17 protein-coding genes are annotated in these 19,528 nt (G+C 73.5%); 10 read left to right on the forward strand and 7 right to left on the reverse strand.

Annotated features, from left to right (window positions below; translation table 11 throughout):
• Positions 1-184: 184 nt before the first annotated feature.
• Positions 185-1,633 (reverse strand): NAD(P)/FAD-dependent oxidoreductase, encoded by a 1,449-nt coding sequence (locus tag ACFYMO_RS24780; RefSeq protein ID WP_366774544.1) that lies wholly within the window; start codon positions 1,631-1,633, stop codon positions 185-187.
• 484 nt (positions 1,634-2,117) lie between these two features.
• Here ACFYMO_RS24780 and ACFYMO_RS24785 point away from each other — a divergent pair, with 484 nt between their 5' ends.
• The 9 genes from ACFYMO_RS24785 (at position 2,118) to ACFYMO_RS24825 (ending at position 11,084) form a co-directional block, all read left to right on the forward strand.
• Positions 2,118-2,765: a lysoplasmalogenase family protein gene (locus ACFYMO_RS24785; protein WP_388548986.1), complete on the forward strand. Its 648-nt coding sequence runs from the start codon at positions 2,118-2,120 to the stop codon at positions 2,763-2,765.
• Positions 2,766-2,844: 79 nt separating this feature from the next.
• Positions 2,845-4,113: a cytochrome P450 gene (locus ACFYMO_RS24790; protein WP_366774571.1), complete on the forward strand. Its 1,269-nt coding sequence runs from the start codon at positions 2,845-2,847 to the stop codon at positions 4,111-4,113.
• Positions 4,114-4,265: 152 nt separating this feature from the next.
• Positions 4,266-5,366, forward strand: coding sequence for a transglycosylase family protein (locus ACFYMO_RS24795; RefSeq protein WP_366774546.1), 1,101 nt, complete (start codon positions 4,266-4,268; stop codon positions 5,364-5,366).
• Between the two features lie 180 nt (positions 5,367-5,546).
• On the forward strand, positions 5,547-6,827 hold the full coding sequence (gene eno, locus ACFYMO_RS24800; RefSeq protein WP_388548990.1) for a phosphopyruvate hydratase: 1,281 nt from the start codon (positions 5,547-5,549) through the stop codon (positions 6,825-6,827).
• Positions 6,828-6,942: 115 nt separating this feature from the next.
• On the forward strand, positions 6,943-7,419 hold the full coding sequence (locus ACFYMO_RS24805) for a septum formation initiator family protein (RefSeq protein ID WP_366774547.1): 477 nt from the start codon (positions 6,943-6,945) through the stop codon (positions 7,417-7,419).
• Between the two features lie 129 nt (positions 7,420-7,548).
• Positions 7,549-8,097, forward strand: a complete 549-nt coding sequence (locus ACFYMO_RS24810) for a DUF501 domain-containing protein (protein ID WP_388548993.1) — start codon at positions 7,549-7,551, stop codon at positions 8,095-8,097.
• Positions 8,094-9,068 carry an exopolyphosphatase gene (locus ACFYMO_RS24815; protein WP_388548996.1) on the forward strand — a complete coding sequence of 325 codons (975 nt, stop codon included), beginning with the start codon at positions 8,094-8,096 and terminating at the stop codon, positions 9,066-9,068. The genes ACFYMO_RS24810 and ACFYMO_RS24815 overlap by 4 nt, the downstream gene beginning before the upstream one ends.
• Positions 9,069-9,301: 233 nt before the next feature.
• Positions 9,302-10,504: a helix-turn-helix transcriptional regulator gene (locus ACFYMO_RS24820; protein WP_366774549.1), complete on the forward strand. Its 1,203-nt coding sequence runs from the start codon at positions 9,302-9,304 to the stop codon at positions 10,502-10,504.
• Positions 10,505-10,598: 94 nt separating this feature from the next.
• Complete coding sequence (locus ACFYMO_RS24825; protein WP_366774550.1) at positions 10,599-11,084, forward strand: hypothetical protein; 486 nt, start codon at positions 10,599-10,601, stop codon at positions 11,082-11,084.
• 100 nt (positions 11,085-11,184) lie between these two features.
• On the opposite strand, the gene ACFYMO_RS24830 is transcribed toward ACFYMO_RS24825, so the two are convergent.
• From ACFYMO_RS24830 to ACFYMO_RS24845, 4 genes are all read right to left on the reverse strand, one after another.
• Complete coding sequence (locus tag ACFYMO_RS24830) at positions 11,185-12,171, reverse strand: nucleoside triphosphate pyrophosphohydrolase (protein WP_388549000.1); 987 nt, start codon at positions 12,169-12,171, stop codon at positions 11,185-11,187.
• Positions 12,172-12,246: 75 nt separating this feature from the next.
• A complete protein-coding gene (locus tag ACFYMO_RS24835; protein ID WP_366774552.1) occupies positions 12,247-12,909 on the reverse strand; it encodes a SurA N-terminal domain-containing protein in 663 nt (220 codons plus the stop codon).
• 267 nt (positions 12,910-13,176) lie between these two features.
• Positions 13,177-15,156, reverse strand: a complete 1,980-nt coding sequence (locus ACFYMO_RS24840; protein WP_388549004.1) for a hypothetical protein — start codon at positions 15,154-15,156, stop codon at positions 13,177-13,179.
• 54 nt (positions 15,157-15,210) lie between these two features.
• Positions 15,211-16,080 carry an HNH endonuclease family protein gene (locus ACFYMO_RS24845; protein ID WP_388549007.1) on the reverse strand — a complete coding sequence of 290 codons (870 nt, stop codon included), beginning with the start codon at positions 16,078-16,080 and terminating at the stop codon, positions 15,211-15,213.
• Positions 16,081-16,160: 80 nt separating this feature from the next.
• On the opposite strand from ACFYMO_RS24845, the gene ACFYMO_RS24850 reads away from it, so the two are divergent.
• Positions 16,161-17,426 carry an FUSC family protein gene (locus tag ACFYMO_RS24850; protein WP_366774554.1) on the forward strand — a complete coding sequence of 422 codons (1,266 nt, stop codon included), beginning with the start codon at positions 16,161-16,163 and terminating at the stop codon, positions 17,424-17,426.
• A gap of 90 nt (positions 17,427-17,516) precedes the next feature.
• On the opposite strand, the gene ACFYMO_RS24855 is transcribed toward ACFYMO_RS24850, so the two are convergent.
• Positions 17,517-18,806 carry a serine/threonine-protein kinase gene (locus ACFYMO_RS24855; RefSeq protein WP_366774555.1) on the reverse strand — a complete coding sequence of 430 codons (1,290 nt, stop codon included), beginning with the start codon at positions 18,804-18,806 and terminating at the stop codon, positions 17,517-17,519.
• Complete coding sequence (locus ACFYMO_RS24860; protein WP_366774556.1) at positions 18,803-19,522, reverse strand: hypothetical protein; 720 nt, start codon at positions 19,520-19,522, stop codon at positions 18,803-18,805. The genes ACFYMO_RS24855 and ACFYMO_RS24860 overlap by 4 nt, the downstream gene beginning before the upstream one ends.
• Between the last annotated feature and the right edge of the window lie 6 nt (positions 19,523-19,528).

Below are 19,528 nucleotides of genomic sequence, written 5' to 3' on the forward strand. Positions count from 1 at the left end.
GCGCGCGAGGGTGGGTGTATGCCCACTGTGCCCAACGGACCGGCGGTTCGACCGCTGTGGAAACGGCGAGAGGGGCGTGAGCCCCACGGATGGCTCACGCCCCTCTCGGACGTGCACGAAGGTCGCGGATCGGGTCCGCGGCCGGTGCCGGCCGGCCCGCTGCGCGGCCGGCCGGTTCCCCGGATCAGGAGGAGGCTGCCGCCTTCTCGTTCCTGTCCTCGACCGGGCTGTCGGCACGGCCGTCGGCGGACGCCTTGCCGGTGTCGACGGACGCGGAGGCCTCCGCCTTGGCGAGGGCTGCCGCGGTCACCGGCGCCGCCGCCTCGTAGAACTCACCCCGCGGGTGCTCCATGGCACCCAGCGAGACGACCTCGCGCTTGAGGAACATGCCGAGCGTCCAGTCGGCGAAGACCCGGATCTTGCGGTTCCAGGTGGGCACCGCCATGCCGTGGTAGGCACGGTGGAAGTACCAGGCCAGTCGGCCGCGCAGCTTGATCCGCGTCTTGCCGAAGACGATCATCGCGACGCCCTTGTGCAGGCCGAGGCCGGCGACGGCGCCCTTGTTGGCGTGCTTGTACTTGCCCTGCGGGAAGCCGCGCAGGCCGGAGATGACGTTGTCGCCGAGCACCTTGGACTGGCGCAGCGCGTGCTGTGCGTTGGGCGGGCAGAACGCGCCCTCCTTGCCGGCGGCCAGGTCCGGGACCTGCGCGTTGTCACCCGCGGCCCAGGCGTAGTCCACGCCCTTGACCTGCATGCTCGCGTCCACGTCGACATGGCCCTTGGGTCCCAGGGGCAGGCCGAAGCGGGAGAGCACCGGGTTGGGCTTGACGCCCGCGGTCCACACGATGGTGCTGGAGTCGACCTCCAGGCCGTTCTTGAGCACCACGTGGCCGTCCACGCAGGACTCCATCGAGGTGTTCAGGTAGACCTCGACACCGCGCTTCTTGAGGTGCTCCAGGCCCCACTCGCCCAGCTTCGGGCCGACCTCGGGGAGGATCCCGGGGGCCGCGTCGACGAGGACGAACCGCATGTCCTCGCGCTTGACGTTGGGGTAGTACTTGGCGGCGTCCCTGGCCATGTCCTCGACCTCGCCGATGGTCTCGGCTCCGGCGAACCCGCCGCCGATGAAGACGAAGGTGAGGGCCTTGCGGCGGGCGTCCTCGTCCTGGGTGGAGTCCGCCTTGTCGAACTGCTCCAGGACGTGGTTGCGCAGACCGATGGCCTCCTCCACGCCCTTCATGCCGATGCCGTTCTCGGCCAGCCCCGGCACCGGGAAGGTGCGCGAGACGGCGCCCATCGCGATGACCAGGTAGTCGAACGGCAGCTCGTAGGCGTCGCCGACCAGCGGCGACACACTGGCGACCTTGCGGTCCTGGTCGATCGAGGTGACCCGGCCGGTGAGGACCTCCGCCTTGGGGAGCACGCGTCGCAGGGGGACCACGACGTGGCGGGGTGAGATGCTGCCGGCGGCGGCTTCGGGGAGGAAGGGCTGGTACGTCATGTACGACCGCGGGTCGACGACCGTGACGGTCGCCTCGCCGTAGCGCATCTTCTTCAGGATGCGCCGCGCTGCGTACAGACCGACGTACCCGCCACCCACTACGAGGATTCGGGGACGCTCCGTGGTGCTCATGGAATCGAGTATCCACCCATCCCGGGGGGTCACTTCGTGAGGGTCTTCACAAGGTTCGGTGGACCCTCTGCTACACTCCGCCGCCCGTGATCGAGCCCACAGGCCGTCCGTGGAACCCCTGCGCCGCGTGAACCGTTGACACGCCTCTTGAGCTGCGGGGATCAGCGCCCCTTGAAGGGAACCGCCGGACAGCGGTGGAACCGCGCGCATCCGGCGCGGCGGCGACACATCCGGAACCGTGCCTTCCACAGGGAAAACCGGGGCCCACCGGGCCCTTTCTCATGTGAATCAATTCACGAAACTCGTCCGCGCGGACGGGCGCCGGGTGCCGCGAAGGCCGCTTCACACCTATCAGCAGAGTGCCGACCCGCTCAACTGAGAACTCTTGGGCCCGCTTCGACGGACCCGCCGAAGCGCCCACCGGAGCACGACGGCCCGCCACCGAAGGGTTGACGGTGACGTACTGGGCGGTAACACTGCCCGGATGGCGATCACCAAGGGCAAGGGCACGGCCGCGTTCGCCGTGCTGGCCGCCGCGGACCTGTACGCCACCGCGAAGTCCCCGCGCGGCCCGGCGCGCGCCGCCAAGCCCTTCCTGATGCCCGCGCTCGCCGCCCACGCCCGCGACGCCGCGCAGCCCGCGCGTCCGCCCGCCGCCCTGCTGGCCGGGCTCGCCTGCGCCACCGCAGGCGACACCGCCCTGCTGTGGGACCGCCACCAGCGCGCCCTGCTGACCGGCATGGCCGCCTTCCTCGGCACCCAGATCAGCTACACCGCGGGCATGACGACCCGGCTCGGCGCCCTCCGCGGACTGCGCGCCCGGCCCCGGCGCGCGCTCGCGGCGTTCGCCGCCTGGGGCGCCGCCAACGCGGTGCTCGCGCCCACGCTGGAGCGGCGCCTGCGGCTCCCGGTGGCGGGCTACAGCCTGGCGCTCACCGCGATGGGCGCCGCCGCGCTCGGCGTCGGGGGCAAGGTCGCCACCGGTGCGATGGCCTTCCTCGCCTCCGACGCGCTGATCGGCCTCCAGGCCGCGGGGCACGAGTTCCCCTCCCAGGAAGTGCTGATCATGGCCGGGTATCTGCTGGGGCAGTACCTGATCACCGAGGGCTGGCTGGAGCACGCCCCGTCCTGAGCCCGCGCCGCCGGGAGCGCATACCGTCGTAGCCGTGCACGACCCGACCAGCCCGGACCGCCCCGGCTCCCCGCCGCCCATGCCGCCGCTCTTCGACCGGCAGTTCGCCCTCGACCCCTACCCCGCGTACGCCTGGCTGCGCGAGCACGCGCCGGTCCGGCGGACCCGGCTGCCCAGCGGGGTGGAGGCGTGGCTGGTGACCCGGTACGCGGACGCCCGGGAGGCGCTCGCCGACCCGCGGCTGAGCAAGGACCCGCGCCGGCACGGCGAGCAGGACACCCACGGCAAGGGCAAGGTCGGCATTCCGGGCGAGCGCAGTGCGAACCTGATGACGCATCTGCTCAACATCGACCCGCCCGACCACACCCGGCTGCGCCGCCTGGTCTCCACCGCTTTCACCCCGCGCCGGGTCGCCGCCTTCGCGCCGCGGGTACGGGAACTCGCGGACGGGCTCATCGACTCCTTCGCGCCGCGCGGCGAAGCGGACCTGATCCACGAGTACGCGTTCCCGCTGCCGATCTACGCCATCTGCGACATGCTCGGTGTCCCGCAGGAGGACCAGGAGGACTTCCGCACCTGGGCGGGCATGATGATCCATCAGCCCGGCAGCCCGCGCGGCGGCGTGGGCCGGGCCGTCAAGCGGATGCGCGGCTACCTGGCCGAACTCATCCACCGCAAGCGCACGGAGGCGGACACCGCCGAGGGAGCCGGCGACCTGATCTCCGGCCTCATCCGCGCCTCCGACCACGGCGAGCACCTCACCGAGAACGAGGCCGCCGCGATGGCCTTCATCCTGCTGTTCGCCGGGTTCGAGACGACCGTCAACCTCATCGGGAACGGGACCTTCGCACTGCTGCGCCACCCCGAGCAGCGCGCCGCGCTGCAGCGCGCCGTCGCGGAGGGGGACGAGAAGCTGCTCGGCGGCGCCGTCGAGGAACTGCTGCGCTACGACGGCCCGGTCGAACTGGCGACCTGGCGGTTCGCCACCCGCGACCTGCTGCTGGGCGGACAGCGGGTGCGGGAGGGCGAGGCGGTGCTGGTCGTCCTGGCGGCGGCGGACCGGGACCCGGCCAAGTTCGCCGCACCCGACACCCTGGACCTGGCGCGGCAGGACAACCAGCACCTGGGCTACGGGCACGGCATCCACTACTGCCTGGGCGCCCCACTGGCCCGCCTGGAGGGGCGGACCGCGCTGGCCGCCCTGCTGCACCGGCTCCCCGATCTGCGGCTGGCCGCCGACCCCGGCACCCTGCACAGGCGCGGCGGGCTCATCATGCGCGGGCTGCGGACGCTGCCGGTGGAATTCACCCCCGCCGAGGCGGATGACCTGCATGGGGGGCCGGTGTGACGGCCCCTCACTTATGTGACCGCGGCGTGATGTGGGCGACATTGGCTTGTGACTGTCGGACTTCGCAGCTACGTTCGGTCACCGACTTCGGTCATGGACTGCTGTCATCGACCACGGTCGTCGTCCCGTTCGTCCCCCACGAGAGGTCAACCATGCGCTCCGGGAATGGTCGGCACCGCCGCCCCCGCCAAGCCCCCGCACTGTTCGTCGCCGCCGGGGTCACGGGTGCCGGAATCGCGCTTCCGCTGCTGGGCGCCACCGGCGCACACGCCGCCGACGCCCAGCCCTGGGACCGCGTCGCGGACTGCGAGAGCGGCGGCGCCTGGAGCGCCAACAGCTCCAACGGGTACTACGGCGGGCTCCAGTTGGACCTGGACACCTGGAAGTACTACGGCGGCACGATGTACGCCGAGCGGCCGGACCTGGCCACCCGCAGCCAGCAGATCGCCGTCGGAGAGAAGATCCTCCAGGCCGAGGGCCCGCTTGCCTTCCCGCAGTGCGGCGACGGTCTGAAGCTCGAGGTCCCCGGGTCGGACGAGGACGCCGACCCGTCCGGCAAGCCGTCGCAGGACCCGACCGACTCCGCCGGGAAGTCCGACCCCTCCGGCAGGCCCGACGGCGCCGGGAAGTCCGGCGAGTCCGGCAAGCCCGGCGCGCAGCACCCGGAGAAGGACCCGTCGCCGGACGCGAGCGACTCGCCCACGGGCAAGGACGGCGACGACGGCGCCGGCGACCCGGACAAGGGCGCGGACTCCGGCCGGGACTCCGGGAAGCCGGAGAGCGGGGAGTCCGGCACGCCGCAGCAGCCGTCCGACGACAGCACGTCCGAGGCACCCGGCTCCGGGGCGTCCGAGTCCGGGTCACCGGACCCGGACGACGACACCGCCACCGGCGCCGACTCGGCGGGCGACACCTCCGGCTGGTCCGACCTGGGCCCGTCGAGCCCGAACCGGCTCAAGTCCCCGTCCGACTCCGACCGGTCCGGCACGAAAGGCAGGCACCGGGGGCGGCCCGCCGAGGAGCGGCCCGGGCACGACGAGCGCGCCGAGCGTCCCTCCCGGGGCGGGGAGCGCGACCGCGCCGACGAGAACGGCGGCCGGCACCGGATCACCGTACGGGCCGGCGACTCGCTCGCCCGGATCGCCGCGGAGCAGGACGTCGAGGGCGGCTGGAGCGAGCTGTACGCGCAGAACCGGGAGACGGTCGGCGACGACCCGGACCTCATCCGCCCGGGCCAGCACCTGACGCTGTAGACCGGGCAGGCCGCGTGGGTCGCGGGTCCGCGTAGCCCGCGGGGTCCGCCGTGGTCGTACGGCGCCGGAGGAGCCCCCCGGAAGGGACACCCGGGCAGGAAACGGGACAGCCTCGCGGGTGCGCCGGGCGGGACGGTTAGGCTCGGGGCGGAAAGTCGTCCCAGACGAAGGAGAAACCTCGTGCCGTCCATCGACGTCGTCGTAGCCCGCGAGATCCTCGACTCGCGAGGCAACCCCACCGTCGAGGTCGAGGTCGGCCTCGACGACGGCAGCACCGGTCGTGCTGCCGTGCCGTCCGGCGCCTCGACCGGCGCCTTCGAGGCGCTCGAACTGCGTGACGGCGACGCCGCGCGCTACAGCGGGATGGGCGTCGAGAAGGCCGTCCTCGCGGTCATCGAGCAGATCGGCCCGGAGCTGGTCGGCTACGACGCCACCGAGCAGCGGCTGATCGACCAGGCGATGTTCGACCTGGACGCCACCGCCGACAAGTCCTCGCTGGGCGCCAACGCCATCCTCGGCGTTTCGCTGGCCGTCGCGCACGCCGCCTCCGAGGCGTCCGACCTGCCGCTGTTCCGCTACCTGGGCGGGCCGAACGCGCATCAGCTCCCGGTGCCGATGATGAACATCCTCAACGGCGGTTCGCACGCGGACTCGAACGTCGACATCCAGGAGTTCATGATCGCGCCGATCGGCGCCGAGTCGTTCTCCGAGGCGCTGCGCTGGGGCGCCGAGGTCTACCACGCGCTCAAGGGCGTGCTCAAGGAGCGCGGCCTGGCCACCGGGCTGGGCGACGAGGGTGGCTTCGCGCCGAACCTGGGCTCGAACCGCGAGGCCCTCGACCTGATCATCGAGGCCGTCCAGAAGGCCGGTTACAACGCGGGCCAGGACATCGCGCTGGCGCTGGACGTGGCCGCCTCCGAGTTCTACGAGGACGGCGTCTACGCGTTCGAGGGGCAGAAGCGCTCCGCCGCCGAGATGACCGAGTACTACGAGCAGCTCGTCGCGGACTACCCGCTGGTCTCCATCGAGGACCCGCTGTTCGAGGACGACTGGGCGGGCTGGAAGACCATCACCGACAAGCTCGGCGACAAGGTGCAGCTCGTGGGCGACGACCTGTTCGTCACCAACCCCGAGCGGCTGGCCCGCGGTATCGAGGAGGGCGTCGCCAACGCGCTGCTCGTCAAGGTCAACCAGATCGGTTCGCTGACCGAGACGCTGGACGCGGTCGAGCTGGCCCAGCGCAACGGCTTCAAGTGCATGATGTCGCACCGCTCGGGCGAGACCGAGGACGTGACGATCGCCGACCTGGCCGTCGCCGTCAACTGCGGCCAGATCAAGTCCGGTGCCCCGGCGCGCTCGGAGCGCGTCGCGAAGTACAACCAGCTGCTGCGCATCGAGGAGATCCTGGACGACGCGGCGGTCTACGCCGGTCGTTCGGCGTTCCCGCGCTACAAGCGCTGACCGCCGTACGCCGCGCCGCCGGTGCCCTGCGCCCCGCCCCCTCCCGGGGCCTCGGGGGCAGGGCACCGGCGACACCGTTCGCACAGCTTCGGCAGGTGGACCGCAGGGGAGAGGTATGGGAGCGGACCGGGACCGTTTCTCCACCGCGACGCGCCTGCGCGCGCTCGGCGCCCAGGCCGCCGAGCGGGTGTACCGCGCCCAGGGCCGCAGGGTCCGCACCCCGCGCAAGGGCCGGCTCACCGGCCGGGCCGCGCTCCTCGCCCTGGTGGTGTGCTCCCTGGTCGTCGCGCTCGCGTACCCGACCCGGCAGTACATCACCCAGCGTTCGCAGATCGCCGACCAGCGCCGGCAGGCCGAGCAGGCCCGCGCGGAGGTGAAGCGGCTGCGCGAGCAGCGGGCCCGCTGGCAGGACCCCGCCTACGTGGAGCGGCAGGCCCGTGAGCACCTGCACTTCGTCCGCCCCGGCGAGACCGGCTACACCATGCCGGACGGCACGGCAGAGGTGCGCCGCCCCCGCGAGCACGAGCCGGAGGACCGGCCCTGGTACCAGAACCTGTGGGACGGTGTGGACCGCGCGGACCAGGACGGGTGAACGCCCGCCCGCCGCGCCCCTTCCCCGGACGGGCCGCCGCCCGGTCCTGCCCTGCCCTGTCTCATGACGATCGACCGCACGACGACCGAACCCCCTGACGACCGAAGCGAAGCGACGAGCACCTCACCCATGGACACTCCACCGCCCCGCACCGAGCCGACCGCGCCCACCGACGCGGACATCGCCGCCTTCAAGGAGCAGCTCGGCCGCCCGCCGCGCGGGCTGCACACCATCGCCCACCGCTGCCCCTGCGGGCTGCCCGACGTGGTGGAGACCGCGCCCCGGCTGGAGGACGGAACGCCGTTCCCCACCACGTACTACCTGACGTGCCCGCGCGCCGCCTCCGCCATCGGGACGCTGGAGGCGAACGGCGTGATGAAGGAGATGACGGCGCGGCTGGCCGAGGACGCGGAGCTGGCCGACGCCTACCGCGCCGCGCACGAGGACTATCTGGCCCGCCGCGACGCCATCGAGGAGTTGGTCGGCTTCCCCAGCGCGGGCGGGATGCCCGACCGGGTCAAGTGCCTGCACGTGCTGGTGGCGCACTCGCTGGTCGCGGGCCCCGGCGTCAACCCGCTCGGCGACGAGGCGCTGGCGCTGCTGCCCGAGTGGTGGCGCAAGGGGCCCTGTGTGACGGTCCCCGAGGAGACGGCGGAATCCGAGGAGGCCCGGCCGTGACGACGAACCGTGTGGCAGCCGTCGACTGCGGCACCAACTCCATCCGCCTGCTGGTGGCCGACGTGGCGGTGTCCGCCGACGGCGCCCCGGGCGGTCTCACCGAACTGGACCGCCGGATGGAGATCGTCCGGCTGGGGCAGGGCGTGGACCGCACCGGGCGGCTGGCGCCCGAGGCGCTGGAGCGGACCTTCGCCGCCTGCCGCCGCTACGCCGAGGTCCTCGCCGAGTTCGGTGTACCCCCCGAGCGGACCCGCTTCGTGGCCACCTCCGCGTCCCGCGACGCGGAGAACCGGGACGAGTTCGTCCGCGGCGTGCTCGACATCCTCGGCATCGAACCGGAGGTGATCACCGGCGACCAGGAGGCCGACCTCTCCTTCACCGGCGCCACCGAGGGGCTGGCACCCGGCACCTTCCCGCCGCCGTACCTGGTGGTGGACATCGGCGGCGGCTCCACGGAGTTCGTGCTGGGCACCGAGCACGTCGAGGCGGCCCGCAGTGTCGACGTGGGCTGCGTCCGGCTGACCGAACGCCATCTCACACCCGGCGGCACCCGCACCGAGATCCCGGCCGCCGAGCAGATCGCCGCGATCCGCGCCGACGTGCACACGGCACTGGAGGACGTGGCGCGGACGGTGCCGCTGGACCGGCCGCACACCCTGGTGGGGCTCGCGGGCACCGTCACCACGCTCGGCGGCATCGCGCTGGAGCTGGACGCCTACGACTCGGCCCGCATCCACCACTCCCGCATCTCGCTGGCGCAGGTCCGCGAACTCACCGCCCGGCTGCTGTCCGCCACCCACGACGAACGCGCCGCCATCCCCGTCATGCACCCGGGGCGGGTCGACGTGATCAGCGCCGGGGCCCTCGTCCTGCTGACGCTGATGGAGCGGATCGGCGCCCAGGAGGTCGTGGTGAGCGAACACGACATCCTGGACGGCATCGCGCACAGTTGCGCCGCGGAGCGCTCCTGACCGGAGACGACGGCCCGATCGGCGCTCCCGGCGGACTTCCGCCGGGAGCGCCGCCGTGTGCGGGCGGTGCCGGCCGGTCGGTGTCGGCCGGTCCGCAGCGGGCACGAGGCCCGGTGGAACAGGGCAGGTTGCGGCGAGCCCGGACGGCCTCGTCGTTCGCCGGAGACGGTCACCCGGCCGGCCCTACCATCGGAAGCGACAGCCACCAGGCCCGAACCCGCTGAGGTGCACACGTGAGCAACTGGGCTGATCTGACGACCGGCAAGCGCATCAAGGCCCTGCGGGGCTCCGACCTCACCCAGCACGAGCTCGCCGAAGCCGCAGGCGTCTCCTACGCCTTGGTGCAGAAAGCCGAACAGGACCGCGGGGAGCTGTCCGTGGGCTCCCTGCTCAAGCTCGCCCGTGCGCTCCGCACCGACGTGGCCGTCGTTCTCGGACAGCAGGCCCCGCGCCGGGGCATGAGCAGGGACACCAGGGCCGCTGTCCGGCGGCTCTCCGAGGCGGTGCACGACAGCGCGCTCGGCGGGTGGGAGGGCATCGAGGAACCGAGTACGCTCGGCACGCTCACCGCCGCGCACGACCGTCTGGGCACCGCCTACTGGCAGGGCTCGTTCGGCGAACTGAGCGAACTCGCCGCCAAGGTGCTGCTCGAAGGACGGGCCGGGTACGCGCGGGCCACGGGGCACGAGCGTGAACAGTTCGCCTCGCTGCTCGCCGCCACCTACCAGTTCGCCTCCTCGGCCGCGCTCCTCCTCGGGCAGCGGGACCTCGCCCTCAGCGCCCTCGCCTCCGCCCGTCACCTGGCGGCGGACTCCGGCGACGAGGTGCAGGCCGCGCTCGTGGACTCGACGCTGTCCTGGATCTCGCTGCGCAGCGCGAGAATCCAGCGGGCGGTGTCCGTCGCCGAGCAGGCGGCCGCCCGGATCGAACCCTCGTTCAGCAATGCCTCCCGGCCCCGGTTGGTCGCGTACGGGCGGCTCATGATCTCCGCGGCCGTCGCCGCGTCGCGGCAGGGCGACTCCGTCTCCGCGGACGACTATCTGTCGCAGGCCCACGCGGCGGCCGCCCGGCTCGGTGCGGACACGGCGATGTACGGCACGCACTTCGGCCCCACCATGGCGAACACCGAAGCCGTGGGTATCGCGGTGGCACTCGGCAACCACGGAAGGGCGCTGCAACTGGCGGCCCGCACCCAACTGCCCCGCGCCATGCCCAAGCTGGCCCGCAACCGCTACAAGCTGGACGTCGCGCTCGCGCAGTGCTCGGCGGGGCTGTACGACCAGGCGGGCGACACTCTCGTCGAGGTCGGTCTCGACGCGCCGGAGTGGGTGCGGCACCAGGCGCTGCCGGGGGTCATCGGACGGCGGATCGCGAAGGTGTCGACGGCGCGGGTCCGCAGCATCGGCGAGGCGATCGGTGTCCCCCTGGTGGCGTGACGCCGACGCGACGTAGGAGTCGGCCGGGCACTCGTTGCGCTGGTCCTACGTCGGATCTCTTCACCCTGGGTGAGCAAGGCGACACGATTGATGCATGGTCAGCAGCGAGCAGGGACTCAGGAAGAGGCCGACTCCGGCCCGGCGCACCGAGGGTGAGAGGCGGCGGCGGCACGCTCTCGCGGATCACGCGGCCGGTCATGTGCCGGGCGAGGGCCCCGTGCCCGCCCGCGTGGCCAAGGCCGACCGCTTCCGGGTCGTCGTCTACCTGTGCGCGGCGGCGAACTCCGACATCGCGGGGCCGCGCGAGGAGTGCCTCGCGTACGCCGGGTCGTTCGGCTGGCAGATCGTGGACGTGGTCGAGGACCGCGTCGGCCTGCTCCCTCCGGAGGGGCGCGAGGGGCTGACCCGCGCCGTGGAACTGGTCGAGGAGCGGAAGGCCGGTGCGGTGCTCACACCGTGGCGCTCGATGATCTCGACCATCGCGCAGGAGTACGACGAGGTGGCGCGGAGCGTCGAGAAGGCGGGCGGTTTCCTGCACGTCATGGGCGCCGACCGGGCCCGGCCGCACACTCCGTGCTGACGCCGCGCCGGGCGCGGGGTGCCGCATGGGCGTGAGGCCGCCGGAGCTGTGGGCCGCCCCGATCCGGCCCGGCGACCACCCGTGGTGGGGCCGGGCCGGGTCAGTCGGCGGGGTGCTGCTCCGCCTGCCGGATCAGGTCGCGGTACTCGCGGGCGGCGGCGCGCAGTGCGGCCTCGGGGTCGACGCCCTCCCGTTCGGCCTCCGCGGCCAGCGCCAGCAGGGCGTAGCCCACGCCTCCGGCGGCGCCGTCCGCGGGCGCGGGCAGGCCGACCGTGCGGGCGCGGCCCGCGAGCTTGGCGGCGAGCGAGAGGGCGGGCTGGCCGAAGGGGACGCCCTCGGTGACCGAGGTCCGCTCGGCCTTCTCCAGGGCCTTGCGGCGCTGCCAGTGCGCCTCGACCTCCGCCGCTGTCTCGGCGACGTCGTCGCCGAAGACGTGCGGATGGCGGTGCACCAGCTTCTCCACCAGGGTGGCGGCCACGTCGTCGATGCCGAACGGTTCTTCGGGATCGTCCTGGGCGATACGGGCGTGGAAGACGACCTGGAGCAGGACGTCGCCGAGTTCCTCGCGCAGCTCGGCGCGGTCGCCGCGTTCGATGGCGTCGATCAGCTCGTAGACCTCCTCGACGCCGTACTTGAGCAGGTCCTCGTGGGTGCGCAGTGCGCTCCACGGGCAGTCGCGCCGGATCCGGTCCATCACCTGGACGGCGTCCAGCAGCCGGGCACCGGGCAGGTCGTAGGAGCCGGGCAGCAACTCCAGATCGGGCATGGCCTGCCGGCCGGAGCCGGCCAGCCGGGCGAGGCCGTCGGTGAGCGCGGGCTCCCCCGCGGCGGTGGCCAGGACGACGACCGACCGGCCGCCGCCCTGGGCGCACTCGGCGACCAGCTCCCGTGCGTCCGGTTCGACGCCCGCCTCGGCCTTGACCCCGGCGTCCCGCACATAGGGGAGCTGCGGGTGCGCCGGGTCGGCGCACAGCACCCGGTCGGCGCCGCGCAGAGCCTCCCAGGCGGGCCAGGAGAGCAGTCCGGGCGCCACCCGGTGGGTGGTGGTGAGCAGGACGACACGGCCGGTCTCGGGGATCTCGTTCACCCTACGAACGTAACCCGGACGGCGTCCGGGCCGACGACCGCGTCAGCCCTGTGCCACGCCCTGCGTCGCCTCGTGTCACATCCGCTGCGGGCGCTGCGCCGCCTCGCCGCTCAGGTCCCGCAGCCACGGGGTCTTCGCGCCGGTGAGGGTGGAGCGGTCGGTGTCCCACCTGCCGTAGCGCGGGTTCACGTCGATGTCCATGCTCTTGGACGTCGCCGACAGCTCCTTGGTGAGCCGCTGGTTCCCGTCCGGCGACGTCGGGTCGATGCCCTTGGCCTTGGCGATCTTCTCGACGAGGAGCTGCATGCGGATGCGGTCGTCGATCTCGTCCGGCGCGACACTCTGCTGGCGCAGCAGCACGGCCTTGAGCTGCTTGCTGCCGCCCGCCTGCACCTCAAGCTGCCCGCGGACCCGCTGGACCTCGCGGCGGCTGACGCCCACCTTCGCGTCGCGGGCGGCCTGCGCGACGATCCGCTCCCGGATCATGCCGTCGAGGGTGGCCCGGGTCAGCTTGCCGCTCTGCTTGATCATCTGTTCGCCCTGCGGCGTGGCCCGCTGCGCGTCCCGCACGGCCCCCACCCGGGACTGGAGCTGCCCCATGCTGATCCGGTCGCCCTTCACCAGGGCCGCCGCGCCCGGGTGCGCGTCGTCGCCGCACGCGGTGAGCAGCGGGGCCGCGGCGACGAGCGCCGCTGCGGCGGAGAGGGTGAGCGCGGACCTGCGGTGACGGCTTTCCATGGGGCCTCCCGGCGGCGGCGAGGGTCGCGCGTCCTCGCACGACCTGGCGATGATCGATGGTAGGGAGTCGAACGGCTCCATGACCACCGGTTCGACATCAAATCGACCAACGATTCGGGAGCAGTTGGGTAGCTGTCCGTTCAGCAGTGCGACACCCTGACCGGCTGTGGTACGACACCCTTGCCGGCAGCGGTATGACACGCGTGCCGGACCGGCGCCGTGCGCACCCGCCCGGTGCGTCGCCGTTCGCGGTCAGCTCGAGGAGGCTCACTCCGTCGCAGCGAGCAGCTCGTCGAGGGCCGCGCGGATGGCCTCGTCCTCGGTGAAGGCGCGCCGGCCGCTGAAGTAGTGGAGGCGCCGGTCGCAGGCCGGCAGGTGGCGCAGGAGGTCGGCGGCGGGCCGGGCCGCGGGACCGATGCGGGCCAGATGACGCACCGCGGAGAGCATGACGGGCTGATAGGCGCCCTCGGCCAGGCCCCGCACCGCCTCCAGGAGGACCGGGACGGAGTTCTCGGTGTCACCGGTCGCCGCCCACAGGGCGTGCGCGGCCTCGACGCCGGTCCAGTCGCCGGGGGGACCGGCCCTCGTCCGGAGGCGGTCCGCGAAGGGAGCGGCGTGCGGGCCGAGATCGGCCAGCTTGCGCAGGGCGGGGTGGGGGAAGCGGCCCTCGGTGGCGGCGGGCCCCAGCACCTCGAGTGCGGGGCCGGGGTCCCCGCCGACCCGCCAGTACGCCCAAGCGGCGAGTTCCGCGTCCGTCCCGGTGGCCGCGGCCGACCGGGCCAGCAGCAGTTGCCGGCCCCCGTTGCCCGCCGGGCCGATTCCGGCCAGGGCTGCCGCCGCCGCAGTCCACCTGCGGTCGTCGCCCAGCAGATCGAGCAGACGGGGTACGGCCGTTTTCGCGGCGGGTCCCCAGGCGGCGAGCGCTTCGCACAGTTGCCTGAGCGCACCGGGGTCCGTGCTGCCGACGAGCCGGTCGCAGATGCCGGGCAGCAGCGGCTCCGCGTGGTCCGGGAGCGCGCTCAGCACCTCGGAGAGGTCCGGGAGGTCGGTGTCGTATCCCGAGCGGACGCTGTTGTAGCCGGACGGTGCGAAGCCGGACCGGTGGCCGGTCACGTACTCGGCCAGTCCGGGAACACAGCGCGGATCGTTCATCCGGGCCAGTGCCCACAGGGCTGCCTGAGCCACCGTCTGCCCCGTCCTGGTCCGCCGGGCGGCGGTGTCGTCGAGCAGCGCGGCGACCGCGTCGGCATGGGCGGCGGCCGACGGGCCGAGGCAGGCCAGCAGGCCGGCCGCCCGGTACCGCACTTCGGTGTCCGGATCGTCCAGCCGGGCCGCGACGGCCGGCAGCAGGGCTTCCTGCGGCGATCGCCACCGCGACAGCAGCCCGCCCGCCTGCGCCAGACCGCCGGCCCGCTGCTCCGCGTCGGGATGATCGGCCAGCAGGCCCAGTGCGAAGGCGGGAGACGCGCCGGTGAACAGCCCGGCGGTCCACTGCTGGACTCCCTCCACCCCGGTCTCCATGGTGCTGCTGCGCCGCCACAGCTCCGCGCTCGGGGCACGGACGGCGTGCAGCACGACGTCCAGCCGGCTCGCCGCCAGGCCCGGCACGGCGGGCGCGAGCGCGTGCACGGCCGCGAGGCGGAGCTGGGGTTCCGGGGCGTCGAGCAGCGTCCGGAGGAGGGTGTCGACCTCGTCGGCCCGGTCACCGGCCGGCTCCCGGGCGACCGCCTGGCCGAGTGCCAGGACCAGGTCGAGGCGGTTCACGAGGTCGCTCTCCGCCTGCCAGCAGCGCAGCAGCGCGGGCAGCAGCAGGGCACCGGGACTGGCGCAGAAGCCGACAGCAGCCGTCGCGGCTCGCCTCACCTCCGGGTCGGGATCGGCCAGCAGTGCGAGGACGTCGGGCAGCAGGCGTTCCCACGTCGGTGCCCAGTCGGGAGTCAGGAACCTCTCGGCGACCTGACTCTCCTCGCCGGCCAGCACCGTCACCACGTCCAGCACCGTGAGCCGGCACCGCACCTGGGGTGCGGAGGCCAGCCGCAGCAGGAACGGCAACGCGGCCGGGGCGGCGGAGCAGATCCAGCCTCCCTGGTGGTGGAGAAGGTTGTGCAGTTCGAACGCGGCCTCTTCCGCGTCCTCAGGGTCCGGCCCCGCGCAGCGGCGCAGCAGACCGGGCACGTCCTCGGCGGAGCCGTAGTTGTGCCGCAGGTCCGCCCAGTCGACCGCTTCCAGCCCCTCCCACAGGGGCAACGGCCCTGCCGTCGGACGACACGCGGGTGACGGGCTGTCAGTGCCCGGGCGCACTCAGCCCTCGCACTGCTGGAGCATCATGCGCTTGTCAGGAGCCGTGACGGGCAGGTCGTACTCCAGGGCCACCTGCGTGAACCGCACCGCGTAGGAGCAGCGGATCCTCTTGTTCGGCGGCATCCAGGAGGCTGGTCCGGAGTCGCCCTTCGAGGCGTTGGGGGAACCTGAGACGGGCAGCAGGTTCAGCACGTCGTTGGCCAGCCGCTTGCGCTTCTCCCCGTCCCACTGCGCGGCCCCCATCTGCCAGGCGTACGACAGCGGCACCACATGGTCTATCTGGACCTCGGTGGCCTTCGTCTTCTTCCAGGCGATGTCCTTGCCGGTGTAGGGGTCGGCCAGGGTCATCGAGACGACCACGCAGTCCGAGCCGGAGCGGAAGGTGACCTTGCGGCCATCACGCTTGAGCACGTCGTTGCGGGTGTCGCAGCCGTTGCGGGCCAGCGGTATGCCCTCGGCGGTGTCCAGCCAGGCGCTGCCGAACTTCTCCCGCTCGTAGCCCGTGCGCGGGCCACGGCCCTTGGTGCGCACCTGGTTGATCAGCCGCCGGGCCCGGACCTTGTCGGTGTCCGAGGTGAGCGGAGCCAGTCCGGGTTCGGTCCCCTCCGGGTTCTTCAGCGGGCTGGTCTGCTCGCCCGCGCCGCCGGAGGCCGGGGTGCCGGTCGGGGTCGCGGAGGCGTCCGAGCCGCCGCCGGTGGTGCCGCCGTCCTCCTGCTGCGGCAGGCCGTCGCACCCGGCCAGCAGTGCGGTGGCGGCCGTGGCGGCGAGGACGGCGGCGGCGCCCCGCCGTGCGGAACGCCGCACGGAATGCGACCCGAAGCGCGGCACGGAGGCGGAAGCAGGGCGGGGAGGAGTTGTCGCGGCGGTCATCGGGCGAGCATAGACCGGTGCCGTCACCCCGACGGCGCTGTCCCTGTGGCAACGGGCGGGAAAGCGGGGAGGGACGCAGGGTGCGTCAAGCAGTCACCGATCCCCTGCTCAATCTGGTGCGGCGGCACCGTGAGCCCGTCGTCGCCCAGACGGCCCGCTCGACCGTCGCCGCCGTGATGAGTTACGCCGTCGCTCTGCAACTCAGCAGCGAAGCCGCGCCCCTGACCGCGCCGCTCACCGCGCTGCTGGTCACCCAGGTGACGCTCTACACGACCCTGCGGACCGGTGTGCGCCGCGTCAACGCCGTGGTCGCCGGAGTGCTCATCTCCAGCGGCTTCAGCGCACTGGTCGGCCTGACGTGGTGGAGCCTGGGCGTGGTGATCCTGGCCGCGCTGATCGTCGGCCGGTTCGTGAAGGCGGGCGAGTTCGTCCCGGAGACGGCGATCAGCGCCATGCTGGTACTGGGAGTGACTCAGAGTCAGGTCGCAGCCATGGCCTGGGACCGGATTCTGGAGACGCTGATCGGTGCGATCGTCGGACTGGCCTTCAATGTGCTGTTCGTCCCACCGGTATGGGTGCAGCCCGCCGGGGACGCGGTCCTGGACCTCTCCGGCCGGATGAACCGGCTGCTGGTGGGCCTCGGCGAGGACGTGCGCGGCTTCACTCCGGTCAGCCAGGCGGCCGACCGGCTGCACCAGGCCCGCCGGCTCGACCACGACATCGTGGAGGTCGACGTCGAACTGCGGCGCGCCGAGGACAGCCTGCGCCTCAATCCACGGGTGCGGGAGGGCCTGCTCTCCCGCGTCGTGCTGCGCACCGGCCTGGACGCCCTGGAGATCTGCGCGGTCGTGCTGCGGACCACCGCGCGGACGGTGACCGACCTGGCCAAGAAGCGCCTGGACGAGCCGCTGTTCAGCGAGGAGACCGCCGAGGGCATGCAGGAGCTCTACCTGCACATGGCGGGCGCGGTCGAGGCGTTCGCGCTGCTGATCACCACCCCGGTCAGCGCCAGCGCGGAGGAGGCCGAGGACCGGCTGGTGCGCGAGCTGGAGGCCAGCCGCGCCAGCCGGGACGTCATCGCCTTCCAGCTCCTGGACAAGGTGCGCGAGCACCCCCGCCAGTGGCAGCTGCACGGCGCCCTGCTCGCCGAGGCCGACCGCCTGCTGGACGAGCTGGACGTGGAGAAGCGCTCCCAGCGCCTGTGGGAGGAGCTGGACCGGCAGTCCCGCGAACAGCGCGAGAAGAACCCCGTACTGCGCCGCATCCGCCAATTCCGCAGCCGGGAGCGCGCCCGCGAACGCGAGCAGGAGGAGGAGCGGGAGCTGGAGTGGGAGGAGGAGCGCTGACCCGCCGCCCCGGGAGACCTCCGCGGACGACTCCCAGGCGGCGGTCCCGGAGGGCGCTCCCGGGGCGGCCCGGCGGCGGCAGACGGGGGATCAGTACGGGGTGCGGCCCGCCGGAGACGCCAGTTGGTGGCGGCAGTGCGCCTCGTCCTGCAGCAGCTGGGCCACCGCGGGGTCGTGCATGCCGCGTTCGCCGATCAGGTCGCGCAGCAGGGCGGAGAGTTCGGGCAGCGCCTGCGCGTACCGCCCGGTGTCCACCAGGACGGTGGCGTACTGCTTGCGCAGGGTGCGGACGATGGGCGAGCTCTCGCCGTAGGTGGTGACCGCCGCCGGAAGGGCGCGGCCCAGCAGCGCGGCGACCTCCGCGTAGCGGCCCGCGCCCAGCAGCCGCCGGATGTCCTCCAGCACCGCGTTCAGATCCCCCTCGGGGCCGGGCCCCCGGCCCGCCGGCCGGCGCGGCGGCCAGGGCGCCGCCGGGGCCAGGAACGGGCGGGTGGGATCGAGCGGCGGTCCGGGAGCGCGCTCCCCGGGACGGGGCAGCAGCGGGGCGAGAGCGGCGTGCACCTCGTGCGCGTCGGCGGGCCGCCGGGCGGGGTCGCGGTCGAGCAGCCGGCTGACGAGGCCGGGCAGCGGCGCGGGGACGTCCGGGCACAGCAGCTCCAGCGCCTCCGGTTCCTCGTGCAGCTTCTTGTAGAGCAGCCCGGCGGCCTCGGGTGCCTCGAACGGGGTGCGGCGGGCGAGGAGTTCGTACAGCACCACGCCCAGCGCGTACAGGTCGGCCCCCGGGCCGACGGCCGACCCGCCGGTGGCCTGTTCGGGCGCCATGTAGACGGGGGTGCCCACCAGCGCGCCGGTGCGCGTCAGCCGGGTGACGTCGGGGGCGCCGACCGAGGCGATGCCCAGGTCGAGGATGACGACGCGGCCGTCCGGCCGGACCATCACGTTGCCGGGCTTCAGATCGCGGTGGACGATGCCCACGGCGTGCACGGCCGCGAGCGCGGAACACAGCTGCGCGGCGACCGCGACGGCCCACTGCCACGGGTACGGCTCGCGCTCGGCCAGGTGGTCGGCCAGGTCGCTGCCGTCCAGCCGCTGCATCACCAGGTACAGCTCCTCGCCGTCCTGACCCGCGTCGTAGACGGTCACCAGCCCCGGATGGTCGAGCTGCGCGGTCACCCGGCACTCGCGCGCGAAGCGGCGCCGCAGCTCTTCCGGGTCGGCGCTGCGCACGAGGGAGGCCATCCGCTCGGAGTGCGCCAGCTTGACCGCGACGGAGCGGCCGCCCAGCCCGGTGTCGAGTGCGCCCCACACCTGGCCCATGCCGCCCTTGCCGAGCGGTTCGGACAGCTCGTACCGGCCCGCGATCAGCCGCCCGGGCCTCACGCCCGGTCCCAGGGGCCGGACTGCTGCTGCCGGGGGTCCCGGGTCCCGGGCCGGTGCTCGGAACCGGCGCCGGGCTGGTTGCGGCGGAGCAGCTCGCCGAGTTCGTCGAGCTCGGAGGCGACCTGCCGCATCCGCGGAGAGGCGGGCGGCACGGAACCGGGGTGCGGGTCCTGCCGCGGGTTCTGGTGCGGGTGGGGGGCCTGGTGGGGGTTCGGAGGCGCGGACACGGTGGGGGCGTACGGTGCGGCACCGCCGTACGGGGTGGCAGGTGCGGGCGCCGGTTGCGCCGGGGCGGCGTACGGCCCCGCCGTCGGCGCGTACAGGGTCGGCGCGGGCCCGAATCGGGGCGCACGCGGCGCGCGGTCGGCGAGTACGGCGTGCACGACGGCACCGCCGATCAGCAGCACGATGTACACGCCGGCGCCGAGCTGCGCGTTGCCCTCCTCACCGGGCTTCGTCTCCGGCACCACGAAGAGCAGCAGGATGTAGACCGCCGTCAGCACGCAGGCCCCCGCGAACACCGCCCAGTCCAGCGGCCGCCGCCGCAGGATCGCGAACCGCAGCGACGGGACCCAGGCCAGCAGCCCCAGCGACCAGAGCGGGAACGACGCGAAGGCGATCCGCACCAGGAGGGCACGCGTGCCCCCGGGACGCGCCGCACCGGGCTGGGGCTGCCGCGGCGGCTGCGGTGGCTGGGACGCGGCCGGGCCGTACATCTTTCC

It is taken from the genome of Streptomyces sp. NPDC007025, assembly GCF_042869455.1.
Taxonomy (GTDB): Bacteria; Actinomycetota; Actinomycetes; order Streptomycetales; family Streptomycetaceae; genus Streptomyces.

Bases quoted from the DNA above. Each gene is read 5' to 3' on its own strand.
- ACFYMO_RS24780 (WP_366774544.1), bottom strand. From the start codon at position 1,633: ATGAGCACCACGGAGCGTCCCCGAATCCTCGTAGTGGGTGGCGGGTAC.
- ACFYMO_RS24785 (WP_388548986.1), top strand. From the start codon at position 2,118: ATGGCGATCACCAAGGGCAAGGGCACGGCCGCGTTCGCCGTGCTGGCC.
- ACFYMO_RS24790 (WP_366774571.1), top strand. From the start codon at position 2,845: ATGCCGCCGCTCTTCGACCGGCAGTTCGCCCTCGACCCCTACCCCGCG.
- ACFYMO_RS24795 (WP_366774546.1), top strand. From the start codon at position 4,266: ATGCGCTCCGGGAATGGTCGGCACCGCCGCCCCCGCCAAGCCCCCGCA.
- ACFYMO_RS24805 (WP_366774547.1), top strand. From the start codon at position 6,943: ATGGGAGCGGACCGGGACCGTTTCTCCACCGCGACGCGCCTGCGCGCG.
- ACFYMO_RS24810 (WP_388548993.1), top strand. From the start codon at position 7,549: ATGGACACTCCACCGCCCCGCACCGAGCCGACCGCGCCCACCGACGCG.
- ACFYMO_RS24825 (WP_366774550.1), top strand. From the start codon at position 10,599: ATGGTCAGCAGCGAGCAGGGACTCAGGAAGAGGCCGACTCCGGCCCGG.
- ACFYMO_RS24835 (WP_366774552.1), bottom strand. From the start codon at position 12,909: ATGGAAAGCCGTCACCGCAGGTCCGCGCTCACCCTCTCCGCCGCAGCG.
- ACFYMO_RS24845 (WP_388549007.1), bottom strand. From the start codon at position 16,080: ATGACCGCCGCGACAACTCCTCCCCGCCCTGCTTCCGCCTCCGTGCCG.
- ACFYMO_RS24860 (WP_366774556.1), bottom strand. From the start codon at position 19,522: ATGTACGGCCCGGCCGCGTCCCAGCCACCGCAGCCGCCGCGGCAGCCC.